The sequence below is a fragment of the Streptomyces sp. genome, assembly GCF_036524955.1.
Classification (GTDB): domain Bacteria; phylum Actinomycetota; class Actinomycetes; order Streptomycetales; family Streptomycetaceae; genus Actinacidiphila.
Genome location: NZ_DATDBG010000126.1, coordinates 1 through 10,774, shown reverse-complemented (window position 1 = coordinate 10,774; position 10,774 = coordinate 1). Strand labels below are relative to the sequence as shown.

Sequence of the window (10,774 nt, the reverse complement as noted above, 5' to 3'; positions counted from 1 at the left end):
CGAGCGGCAGCCGAGTGAGCGTGTGGCTACCTGGGCCGGGCTCATCCTCGGCTGCAAGGAAGGTGTCACGAACGTCGTGGTCCCCAGCCCCGGCCACTTCCACCACGACGCCGAGATCGCGGCCTTCATGCGCGAAGAGCTCGCCGAGAAGATCCAAGGCACGGTGTGGCTCGCCAGCAAGGCCGCCGTGACGGTGACCAGCGAGGCGGCGGCCCACGATGCGCTCTGAGCCGACCATCACCCAACCGCGCATCGCACGCACCGCGTTCGGGGCCGTAACCACCACGCCGGCCGCAGCCCGCTCCTTCGTCCGGCACACCATGCGGACCTGGGGCTACGACGAGGACATCGACACAGCGGAGCTCATCGTGAGCGAGCTCGTCACCAACGCCGTGAAGGCCGCCACCAAGCAGGACAACCCGCACAGCACCGACCTCCGCGACATGCCCATGGTCGGCATTGAGCTCCAGTCCTACGAGCAGGCCATACGGATCGCCGTCCAGGACAGCAACCACGAACAGCCCACCCCGCGTGTGGCAACCGACGACGCCGAGAACGGCCGTGGACTCCTGCTTGTGCAAGCGCTCTGCCGTAGGTGGGACGTCGACCTGCAAGAGGGCGGCGGCAAGGTGGTGTGGGTCGAGCTGGCGCTTGCCAAGCGGGACGAAGTTCCCGTGTCCTGCCGGCCATAGGGCCGACCCCGGTGCCACCCACCGAGTGGAGGCGTCCCGCATCCTCAACCACGAACCGGCGGCGATCACCTGGGCACGGGAGAAAGCCGCGCCCACCGAACAGGCACTGGCCCCGAGAGGTGGGCATCTCCGAGCAGCTCATGGGAGAGATTGAATCGGGGTGGCGTTCCGCCACCCCGACCCAACCTCGAAAAGATCGCCAGTGACGCCGGGTGGAACCTTCAGCCCTCGGAGGGGCGGCGGTGCTTGCCGTGCGGCGGGGCCTTCTCGGCCTCGTCGTGCGAGGCCTGACCGCGGTGGCGGCCCGCCGCGTCCCTGGCCGTGTGCTCGGGCGGCGTGTTCGCTTCGGACATCTGCTCTGCTCTCCCCCTGATCGCGTGTGTCCCCGGCTTCCCCGTTGTCTCCCATGAACGACGGGGAGCCGGCTTGCGCCGGAAGCGCGCGAAAAGGGTGAACCCGTGCGGTGGGCACGGCGCTTGACGCCAGTCGCATGGGATAATCGCGCGCGCGACTTCGGGCGAGTCTACCGACGGCGCCGAAGCCCCGGAGATCGGGTCCCCCCGGCGTCTCCCCGGCCCCGGACGCCCAGCGGGCGAAGGGATTCCGGCCACGCGGCTCACCCCGCCCGCACCGCTGCGAGAGGCGCTTGTTGCAGCGGCAGCACGGCCGGCGGGCGGGCGGCTGCGGACTGTACGGGGTGCGGTCCGCCGGCGATCCGGCGGCGCGTTCGGGGCCGCGGTTCCGCGGCCGGGCCCGTGCCCGTGAATACGGCCGGGCCCGCGCCCGCAACCGCCGGCGGGCTCGTACCGGGGGCCGCCCCCGCCACCGCACCCGGCCGCGTCACCGCGCCCGGGACGTCGTACGGCATCAGGCCGCACGGCCAGTCGAGCACCGCGTACGGCAGGCGCAGCGGCGCGCCCGGCAGCCACAGGCCCGTCGCGCCGAGCCAGCCGGGGGGCGAGGCGCGCCAGTGCAGGCGGCGTTCGCCCGGACGCCACAGCGCGAGGGACTCCGCGCCGCCCGGGGCTTCCGCGCGCAGGGCCACCACGCAGGTCTCCGGGGTGAGGATGTGGCCGGGCTGGGCGGCGACCGGCGTGAGGAGGGCGCCGTTCAGGCGTAACGCGTCGGGGAACCGTACGGGACGGCGGCTGCCCAGTACGCCCCAGCCCAGGCGCGCCTCGCCGGCCGCGTCGCTGCGGAGCAGCAGCAGGCCGCTGCCGGGTTCGGCGAGCAGCAGGCGGTCGTCGCTGTCGTCGGTGAGGTGGAGCAGCGGGCTGACGGTGCCGGTGTGCAGATCGACGGCGACCGCTTTGGTCAGGCCGTCGAGTTCGCGGTCGAGTGCGAGGTGCCGGCCGGTGCGGTCCAGCCAGACGCCGCCGGTGCAGCGTCCCTCGACGGTCGTCAGGCACCGCGCGGACGTGCCCTGTATCTGCCACACCGCTGTGGTGCCCCCGCCGTACGCGAGGGCGTACGCGGCACCGGGCGCGGGCGCGGGCGGCAGCAGCCGCACATCGGCGCCGGGCAGCGAGCAGACCGGCACCTCACCGGTACCGGGGCCCGTCGGGTAGAGCAGCACCAGGTCGTGCCGGTCGCCCACCCGCCGCCCGACCAGGACCCGTCCGTCGGGCATCGGCACCACCCGCGTCCCGGGCTCCTCCGGCCGCGTGCCCGGCAACCCCACCGCGTACGGCTCCGGTCCGCCGAGCGTCCACCGCTCCACGAACCACGGCCCGCCGCCCGGCCCGGTCGCGGCCTCCCCCGCCGGGCCGCCCTCCGCCAGACAGGCCGCGTACGAGCCGTCCGCCGCGATCGTGAACCCCGCGCGGCGCCGCATGCGCCCGGCGAAGGGGAATAACGGTAATTCGGTGCTCGTGACGGTCATGACGGTCATCTGAGTCGTCCACCTCCGGCGCACGACCGTAGTTTTCGCACTTCCGGACGATCATCGCAGGCGAGGGCGGTTCACCCGTAAGGGTGTCCCTTCCGGCGAATCGCCCTCCAATGCCCACGGCCTGTGCTCCCGCGCGCGCCCGGGGCCCTACGAACCCCCTTCCCGCCGCCCCGGCCCCTGCGGGCCGGCCCACCGGTCTCCTCGGGGCCCCGACCGCCCGCGGCCGGCCTCCCGACCCGCCACGGCTCTGACCGCCACCGCCCGGCGGGGGCGGCTGCACCACGGCCCGCCCTCCTCGCCCCGGCACTTGTGCCGGTCGCCGCCCCGGCCCCTGCGGGTCAGGCCCCTGCCAGGGTTCGTGGGCCGGTCCGGCGCGGGGCGGGGCCACCACCGGGGTCGGCGGGGGCCCCGGAGGGACCGGCGGGCCGGGTAATCTTCCTGTCGTGCCCACTGTGTCCGACGTCATCGCCGCTCTCGACGCTCTCTGGCCCCCCGCGCTGGCGGAGCCGTGGGATGCCGTGGGGCTGGTGTGCGGGGATCCGGAGGCCGAGGTGACGCGGGTGCTGTTCGCCGTGGACCCGGTGGCCGAGGTCGCCGACGAGGCGATACGGATCGGTGCGGACCTGCTGGTCACGCACCACCCGCTCTACCTGCGCGGCACGACGACGGTCGCGCCGGTCGGTCCGGCCGGCTTCAAGGGCCGCGTCGTGCACACCCTGATCCGCAACGGCGTCGCACTCCATGTCGCGCACACCAACGCCGACCGCGCCGACCCCGGCGTGTCCGACGCGCTCGCCGCCGCCGTGGACCTTCGGGTCACTGGCCCCCTCGTACCCGATCCGACCGACCCCGCGGGGCGCCGTGGCCTGGGCCGGCTGTGCGAGCTGGACGCGCCGGTCTCGCTCGCCGCGTTCGCGGCCCGCGCCGCGCACGGGCTGCCGCGTACCGCGACCGGCCTGCGGGTCGCCGGGGACCCCGAGACCCAGGTCCGTACGATCGCGGTCTGCGGCGGCTCGGGCGACAGCCTCTTCGAGCAGGTCCGGGCGGCCGGCGCCGACGTCTACCTCACCGCCGACCTGCGCCACCACCCCGCGTCCGAGGCCCGGCAGGCGGGCGCGCCCGTGCTCGTGGACGCCGCGCACTGGGCCACCGAATGGCCCTGGTGCGAGCAGGCCGCGGGCCAGCTCGACGAGATCTCCGACCGGCACGGCTGGGCGCTGCGCACCCACGTGTCCCGTACGGTCACCGATCCGTGGACCGCGCACGCGCCGTCCTCCTCTCCCTCCGACCTCCCTCCCGCCGCTTCCGCCCACCCGTCGCCCGCCACCACCCCTCCGACGCGCGCTTCGCGCGCCTCTTCCTCTCCAGGAGCCCCCCGCTGAACGCCGAGCCCGCCGACCAGATCCGCCTTCTCGAAGTCCAGGCCCTCGACTCGCGTATCGCGCAGCTCGACCACAAGCGTCGGAACCTGCCCGAGCACGCCGAGCTGGAACGGCTCGGCGCCGACCTCGCCCAACTGCGCGACCTGCTGGTCGCCGCGCGGACCGAGGAGAGCGACACCGCCCGCGAGCAGACCAAGGCCGAGCAGGACGTCGAACAGGTACGGCAGCGCGCCGTACGCGACCAGCAGCGGATGGACTCCGGTGCCGTCACCTCACCGAAGGACCTGGAGAACCTCCAGCGCGAACTCGCCTCCCTCGCCAAGCGGCAGTCCGACCTCGAGGACGTCGTCCTGGAAGTCATGGAGCGCCGCGAGGTCGCGCAGGAGCGCGCCGCCGAGCTCGCCGAGCGGGTCGAGTCCGTCCAGGCCAAGGTCAGTGAGGCGGAGTCGCGGAAGTCCGCGGCGCTGGAGGACATCGACGCGGAGGGCTTCACGGTCGCCAAGGACCGGGAGGTGCTGGCGGCGGGTGTGCCCGACGATCTGATCAAGCTGTACGACAAGCTGCGCGCGCAGCAGGGCGGGATCGGCGCGGCGCGGCTCTACCAGAAGCGCTGCGAGGGGTGCCGCCTCGAACTGAACATCACCGAGCTGAACGAGGTGCGGGCGGCACCGGCGAACGCGGTGGTGCGGTGCGAGAACTGCCGGCGGATCCTGGTGCGGACGGGGGCGTCGGGACTGTAGGACGTCCGGTGCGAGGCGGGCGGGGCGTCGGCGGATCGGGGTGGGGCGGCCGGTGACGGGTTCGGGCGACGGGTTCGTGGACATGGGGGCGGCGGTGACGTTCGTGCTGCTGCGGCACGGGGAGACGGCGCTGACTGCGGCGAAACGGTTCTCCGGAAGCGGGGGGACCGACCCGGGGCTCTCGGAGCAGGGGCGGTGGCAGGCCGAGCGGGCCGCGGCGGCGCTGGCCGTACGCGGCACCGTACAGGCCGTGGTGGCCTCGCCGCTGGCACGGTGCCGGGAGACGGCCTCGGTGGTGGCCGCGCGGCTCGGCCTGGATGTCGAGCCCGAACCCGGCCTGCGGGAAACGGACTTCGGTGCCTGGGAGGGGCTCACCTTCGCCGAGGCACGGGAACGCTTTCCCGCCGAACTGGACGCCTGGCTCGCCACCGCCTCGGCGGCGCCCCCGGGCGGGGAGAGCTTCGACGACGTGACCCTCCGGGTGACCCGCGCCCAGCAGGACCTGCTCTCCCGCCACCCCGGCCGAACGGTCCTCCTCGTCAGCCACGTCACCCCGATCAAAACCCTGGTCCGCCTCGCCCTCGCCGCCCCGTCCGCCTCCCTCTTCCGCTTCGGCCTCTCCCCGGCCTCCCTCTCCGAGATCTCTCTCTACCCCGACGGCAACGCGTCCCTCGCCTACCTCAACGACACGGGGCACCTGCGGTGAGCCGAAGGTTTCCGTCATGCAACGAGCGTCCCGCCCTCCACCACCGCGCGACGCCGCCGGGTCCCGCGCGGCCGGTTTCCCCCGGGGCGCTGACGCATCGCGCAGCGCGTCAGTGGATGTCGCGCACCAGTACGTCGAGCCGGCCGCCCGCGTCCTCCTCCACGGCGAAGCCCAGGTCGCGGAGGGTGGACGCCAGGGCCGCGGGGGTCTTGGGGCGGGCAGACGATTCGAGGAGGGCGCGCAGCAGACGGCCCTTCGTGGCCTTGTTGAAGTGGCTGACGACGGTCCTTTTTTCGGTGCCGTTCACCGTGGTGACGTGCAGGACCCGGACCGTGGCGGTGCGGCGGGCCAGGTCGGGGCGGGGCTTCCAGGCGCTCGCGTACGCGGAGGAGCGCAGGTCCAGGACGAGGCCGGTGCCGGCCGCCTCCGGGAGGACCGCGTCCATGAAGGGCTTCCAGTACGCGGCGAGGCCGCCCGCGCCCGGCAGCCGTACGGCCATGGAACAGCGGTACGGCGGGATGCGGTCGCCCAGCCGTACCGCGCCCCACAACCCGGAGAAGACCAGCACGGACTGCTGGGCCCGGCGCCGCGCCGAGGGGCTGAGCGTGGCGAGGTCCAGGGCGTCGTAGAGGACGCCGGTGTAGAGGCGGGACGCGGGGAGGGTGGCGGCCGTCCGCAGGGCCGCGTTCTTGGCGACTTCGCCGCGCAGCCCGGGGCTGAGACCGAGCACCTCGGCGGCCTTGTCCTCGTCGGAGGCGCACAGCTCGACCAGTTCGTCCAGTACGGCGGCCCGCGCGCCGGTCAGGCCGGGCAGCGACAGCCCGTCGAGCGCGAGGGGCCGCCCGCGGACCGCGGTGGCCTTCCCCTCGGACGGCGGCAACAGGACGAGCACGGCATCTCCCTCGTACGGGCGGCGCTCCGCACCCCGCGCGCGGATCTGCCAATCCCGCAGCAGCCTACCCAGGCCCTCGTCGTACGCCCGCCGCGCGCCCTCGCCGTACGGCCGCCGCGCGCCCTCGCCGTACGGCCGCGCGGCCGGGTGCGGCGGCGTGCGGCGGGAACCACTACGATGGATCACACGGCAGACGAGCCGGGCGGACGGTCGCGTCGGATCACTCCGGTGATCCGCCGAGGAACGTCCGGGCTCCACAGGGCAGGGTGGTGGGTAACGCCCACCCGGGGTGACCCGCGGGACAGTGCCACAGAAAACAGACCGCCGGGGGCCGCAAGGCGCTCGGTAAGGGTGAAACGGTGGTGTAAGAGACCACCAGTGCCCAGGGTGACCTGGGCAGCTCGGTAAACCCCACCTGGAGCAAGGTCAAGAGGGCGTCGTAGCGATACGGCCCCGCGCGGACGTTCGAGGGCGGCCCGCCCGAGTCCGCGGGTAGACCGCACGAGGCTGTCGGCAACGGCAGTCCTAGATGGATGACCGTCGCACCGGCGACCGCGAGGTCCCGGCCGCACAGAACCCGGCGTACAGCCCGACTCGTCTGCCGCCACCGCTCCGGCCCTGGTCGGAGTGGTGTCCATGCCGGCCCGCACCAGCGGGGTCCAATCGGGGGCCATTCGAGCAGGTCGGCCGTTTCACTGGTCGGCTCGCCCTCGCACCGCGATGGAGCCGTGTCACGAGGACTGCCGCGGTGTGGGCCGCGGCGGTCAGCCGCGGCCTCGGGCTCCTGGCACATCGCGTGCCAGGGTGCCCCGGGCCGCAGACATCGAGCCTCGGTCGAGGTATGGCTGCGACTCATGCCCCGGCGTTCGCCGCCGTTGCGTCCTGGCCCGTCACCCCCGGTTCGGCACTCTCTGCCGCGTCGTTCATCCCGGGGATGGTCGGGACTGCTTCGGCGCCGACCCCCGTCGTCGCTGTTCCGGTTGCGTCGACCGCGGGTGCGTCGTCGCTGAGAGCCTCGGCGGCGTTCTCGGGTAGGTGCTCGAGCGTCCCCGCGTTCTCGGAGACGACCGGGCCGGCCTCGAGCGAGCGGGGGAGTTTCGAATGGACCGGCCCGGTCGCGGGCGGCCGCAGCCAGGCGGGGGGAAGTCCCGCTCGCGGCCGATGCGATCACCTTATGGTGCCCGAGCACTGTGCCCACGCGTTCTCCGTGGTCAGCGGGCACGGAAGGGCCGCAGGACCGTCCCCTTCGTACCCCTGAGATGCGGGGTCTGTCGGGCACCGGGCCGGTTCATATGAGTCCGTTGCGAATGGCATAGGAGACGGCATGGACGCGGTTGCGCAGTCCCAGGCGGTTGATGAGGCCGTAGAGGATCTTCTTGATGTTGCGTTCGGAGTAGCACATCGCCTCGGCTATCTCGGCCAGTTCCAGGCCCTGGGCGGCCAGTCGGAGGACGTCGATTTCGCGTGTGGTCAGACCGGACGCGGTGAGTCCCCTGGGCATGAGCACGTTGCGCTGGAGGCGATTGGCCTGGTCGAGCAGTTCGCCCTGCACCGCGAGTGGCAGATCCGCCTCGCCCGCACCCACCGCGAGCACGGCCCGTACGAGCGTCTGCCGGTGCGCCTCCGCACGCCAGACCACCGCCCGCACACCTCGCTCGGCCATGACCGTCAGATCGGCGTACCAGCCGCCGCTGACCACCAGCACGAATCGCGCCTGGGGCAGCACGGGCAGGCTCCGCAACAGGTCCATCGCCGTGTTGTCGGCGGTCTGGACCGCGACCACCACGACATCGGCCTGTGCCACCGTGGTGTGGGTCAGTTCCGGTGCACCGCCCAGGGACGCAAGCAGACCGACGCGCGTCAGGGGATCCGCGGCGTGCACCGCCACTGTGACGGCGTGTGTGGTCTTCTCCTGGCCGGAGTCGGTGCACAGCCGAAGCGCCGCCCCGCCTGCTTCCCGCGAGTTCGCCGCGCCGGCGCCTGCAGCGGACGTGTCCGCGGCCACTGGGCCGGGCGGGCTGTGCCGGTCCGCTGAACTCCGGCGGGGCACTGATACGAACTCCGCCGCCCGAACCTCACCTGTATGGCTGCTCATTGTCGTCTGTCCTGATTCCTGAACGTGCCCGACTGCTCGTCACCGGGGTTTGATGCAATCTCCGACCACAACGTTCGGAGGGGAGCGGGCCGCCGTGCCGGGGAGATCCCTGCGCCCACATCACCGCGAGCCAGACCAGCCCGCGGTCGCCGTCCTTCCGGAGGTTGAGGCCGGTGAGCCTCTCGATCTGCTTGGTCCGGTACAGGAGGGTGTTGCGGTGCACATGGAGGGCGGCGCTGGTCGACGCGTTGTCGAAGCCATTGATCGCCAGGCTGCTCAGGGTCGTCGCCAGCTCGCCGTTCTCGCCGTCTTCCAGCCGGCCGAATACCCGCCGGGCCACGGAGTCGGCGATTTCGGGGGAGTTGGCCAGAAGCAGCCGTGGCAGGAAGTCCTCGATCCGGACTCGTCCGCGCTGCCCTGACCACGAGGCCGGAGTGGCCAGCAGGCGGAGATCCTGGACCACTGCCGCAACGCGGGCCCCTTCGGTCTCGATGCCCTGTGCCAGAAGTAGCTGACGGTCGGTCAGGAGCGGGGACCAGTCGAATCCAGGGCCGGTGAGCCCCGTGACTCGGACGCCTTCGACGAAGGCGAGTGCGCCGGCGGCACGGAGGCGGACCGTCAGTTCGGTCAGGTCGGCAGTGGTCAACACTGCTGAGCAGCACCACGAAGGGTACGTCGCGTATGGCCTTCCAGCCGACGTGGTCGACCGTGGCGTGGATGCCCAGCCGCTTCGCCGACTTGGCGGCGCCTACGGCGGCGTCGGCGGCGACGAACATTTTCGACGGAATGCATCCGCGATTGAGGCATGTTCCGCCGAACCGACCGGGTTCCACGATGGCGGTGCTCAGGTGCGCCAGTTCCGGGCCCAGCAGCATGTTCCCGCTGCCCGCTCCCAGCACGACAAGGCCGTAGTGGTTCATCTCTCCTCGATCCCCGGCGGTCCCCGGCGAAACGCCGATGCGGTCGTGGCCTGGAGCGTGAAGCTATTCTGGCGACGTGGCCGGTCGGACCATGGTGGAACGGTGCGTGGTCCCGTGGCCAATGCCGATCGCGTGCATGCTCATGCCGCATGAGCATGAGTGGTAAGGGAAGGCGGCTACGATGGGCGTCATGGACCTCGACATGCGAAGGGTGCGCTACTTCGTGGCCGTCGCCGAGGAGTGCAGCTTCGTCCGGGCGGCCAGCCGTCTGTACATGACCCAGCCGGCCCTCAGCCGTCAGATCCGGGCGCTGGAGGAAGACCTCGGCGTGGCCCTGTTCCTCCGCGACCGGCAAGGAACCCTGCTGACCCGGGCAGGGCGCCAGTTCCTGGAGGACGCGCGGCCGATGCTGGCCACATCGCTGGCGGTGCAGCAGCGTGTACGTGCCGCGGGCCGCGAGGAGAACAACTTCACTGTCGGCTTCATGCCTGGCGTCACCGTCACTCCCATCCTGCGGGAATTCTCCCGGACGGCGCCGGACGTGCGGGTCGAGGTCCTGCACACCTCGATCACCGACCAGGTCGACTACCTGCTGGACGGGCGGGTCGACGTGTGCTTCGTGCGGATGCCGCTGCCCGGTGGGATGTTCGAGGTCATACCGCTCTTTCCTGAGCCGCGTGTGGCGGCGCTGTCGAGCAGGCACCCCCTTGCGGAGCAGAAGGCCGTGACTCTCCACGACCTGCGCGACCTGGCCCTTCTGCAGGACCTTGGGGACGTCCCGGAGTGGCGTGGCCGCGTCTCGGTGGCCCCGGATGCGGACTCCGGCCGCTTCCCGGTGACGATCGAGGAATGCCTGGAGGCCGTCGCCTCGGGGGCGGGGTGCTACGTCATGCCGGCCGGTATGGCCGGCTTCTACCGCCGGGACGACGTCTCCTACCTGACGCTGGAAGACGTGGCTCCCCGGATGGTCGCCCTCGCCTACAGCAAGCACCGGACCATGCCAGAGCTCCACCGGTTCGCCGAGATCTCCCGCCGCATGCTCGGTCCCGCCACGGACTGACGACCCGGCGGGAACCGCGCGCTCGTGCCGAGCATGGAAGGACACTGCGCGGGGTCTGATCGGTCCTGCTCCGCCGACGACTGCTGAGGGCGCGTGCTCTCCGTTCGTAGTGTTGTCCGCGAAGCCTGTGAGCCGACCGGCAGAAGGGTTCCGGACCGCCGCGCTCGCCTCCGGCACCGGCGCCGTGCGGCTCACCGTTGAAGGACCGCGCGGCCGCGCCGACCCGGCCGTCCCGGTGACCGCGACCGCGCTTGACGCGGTCAGGGCGGACGCGGTGCCCGGGCCTCCCGCAATTGGGTTCCGGTGCCTGGCGGCGAGGTGCGGTTGCTCGGAACTCCGCTGCAATGGCGGGGCGTTGGAGCCCCTCAACTGGTTGGATGCAGCACCGGGGTGGAA

The 10,774-nt window shown here is 72.5% G+C and carries 11 protein-coding genes, 1 other RNA gene and 1 pseudogene; 8 read left to right on the top strand and 5 right to left on the bottom strand.

The window, feature by feature from the left end:
- Both VIW71_RS10745 and VIW71_RS10740 read left to right on the top strand, forming a co-directional pair.
- A partial coding sequence (locus VIW71_RS10745; protein ID WP_331621860.1) for a hypothetical protein occupies nt 1-229 on the top strand: 229 nt, incomplete at its 5' end.
- Nucleotides 219-692, top strand: a complete 474-nt coding sequence (locus tag VIW71_RS10740) for an ATP-binding protein (RefSeq protein WP_331621859.1) — start codon at nt 219-221, stop codon at nt 690-692. The genes VIW71_RS10745 and VIW71_RS10740, both read left to right, overlap by 11 nt.
- Before the next feature lie 221 nt (nt 693-913).
- Here the strand turns inward: VIW71_RS10740 and VIW71_RS10735 are convergent, their stop codons facing one another.
- Together VIW71_RS10735 and VIW71_RS10730 are read right to left on the bottom strand one after the other, a co-directional pair.
- Nucleotides 914-1,045, bottom strand: coding sequence for a hypothetical protein (locus VIW71_RS10735; protein WP_331621858.1), 132 nt, complete (start codon nt 1,043-1,045; stop codon nt 914-916).
- Between the two features lie 263 nt (nt 1,046-1,308).
- The gene (locus VIW71_RS10730) at nt 1,309-2,574 is read right to left on the bottom strand and encodes a hypothetical protein (protein WP_331621857.1); all 1,266 of its coding nucleotides are present in this window, start codon (nt 2,572-2,574) and stop codon (nt 1,309-1,311) included.
- Nucleotides 2,575-3,026: 452 nt separating this feature from the next.
- Between VIW71_RS10730 and VIW71_RS10725 the strand changes: the two genes are divergently transcribed.
- From VIW71_RS10725 to VIW71_RS10715, 3 genes and pseudogenes are all read left to right on the top strand, one after another.
- Nucleotides 3,027-3,965 (top strand): Nif3-like dinuclear metal center hexameric protein, encoded by a 939-nt coding sequence (locus tag VIW71_RS10725; protein WP_331621856.1) that lies wholly within the window; start codon nt 3,027-3,029, stop codon nt 3,963-3,965.
- A complete protein-coding gene (locus VIW71_RS10720) occupies nt 3,962-4,705 on the top strand; it encodes a zinc ribbon domain-containing protein (RefSeq protein WP_331621862.1) in 744 nt (247 codons plus the stop codon). The genes VIW71_RS10725 and VIW71_RS10720 overlap by 4 nt, the downstream gene beginning before the upstream one ends.
- Nucleotides 4,706-4,784: 79 nt before the next feature.
- Nucleotides 4,785-5,411, top strand: a pseudogene (locus tag VIW71_RS10715) (histidine phosphatase family protein); the annotation flags it as partial.
- Between the two features lie 109 nt (nt 5,412-5,520).
- On the opposite strand, the gene yaaA reads toward VIW71_RS10715, so the two are convergent.
- On the bottom strand, nt 5,521-6,303 hold the full coding sequence (yaaA, locus tag VIW71_RS10710) for a peroxide stress protein YaaA (RefSeq protein WP_331621861.1): 783 nt from the start codon (nt 6,301-6,303) through the stop codon (nt 5,521-5,523).
- Between the two features lie 194 nt (nt 6,304-6,497).
- On the opposite strand from yaaA, the gene rnpB reads away from it, so the two are divergent.
- Nucleotides 6,498-6,904, top strand: an RNA gene (rnpB, locus tag VIW71_RS10705) — RNase P RNA component class A.
- A 687-nt stretch (nt 6,905-7,591) separates the two neighbouring features.
- On the opposite strand, the gene VIW71_RS10700 is transcribed toward rnpB, so the two are convergent.
- Both VIW71_RS10700 and VIW71_RS10695 read right to left on the bottom strand, forming a co-directional pair.
- Nucleotides 7,592-8,107, bottom strand: a complete 516-nt coding sequence (locus tag VIW71_RS10700; RefSeq protein WP_331621855.1) for a response regulator transcription factor — start codon at nt 8,105-8,107, stop codon at nt 7,592-7,594.
- A 271-nt stretch (nt 8,108-8,378) separates the two neighbouring features.
- On the bottom strand, nt 8,379-9,044 hold the full coding sequence (locus VIW71_RS10695) for a PucR family transcriptional regulator (RefSeq protein WP_331621854.1): 666 nt from the start codon (nt 9,042-9,044) through the stop codon (nt 8,379-8,381).
- Here VIW71_RS10695 and VIW71_RS10690 point away from each other — a divergent pair.
- The gene (locus VIW71_RS10690) at nt 9,037-9,471 is read left to right on the top strand and encodes a hypothetical protein (protein WP_331621853.1); all 435 of its coding nucleotides are present in this window, start codon (nt 9,037-9,039) and stop codon (nt 9,469-9,471) included. The genes VIW71_RS10695 and VIW71_RS10690 overlap by 8 nt on opposite strands.
- Before the next feature lie 37 nt (nt 9,472-9,508).
- Entirely contained in the window at nt 9,509-10,378 is an 870-nt protein-coding gene (locus tag VIW71_RS10685) for a LysR family transcriptional regulator (RefSeq protein WP_331621852.1), read from the top strand.
- Nucleotides 10,379-10,774 lie beyond the last annotated feature (396 nt).

Bases quoted from the DNA above. Each gene is read 5' to 3' on its own strand.
- VIW71_RS10740 (WP_331621859.1), top strand. From the start codon at position 219: ATGCGCTCTGAGCCGACCATCACCCAACCGCGCATCGCACGCACCGCG.
- VIW71_RS10735 (WP_331621858.1), bottom strand. From the start codon at position 1,045: ATGTCCGAAGCGAACACGCCGCCCGAGCACACGGCCAGGGACGCGGCG.
- VIW71_RS10730 (WP_331621857.1), bottom strand. From the start codon at position 2,574: ATGACCGTCACGAGCACCGAATTACCGTTATTCCCCTTCGCCGGGCGC.
- VIW71_RS10685 (WP_331621852.1), top strand. From the start codon at position 9,509: ATGGACCTCGACATGCGAAGGGTGCGCTACTTCGTGGCCGTCGCCGAG.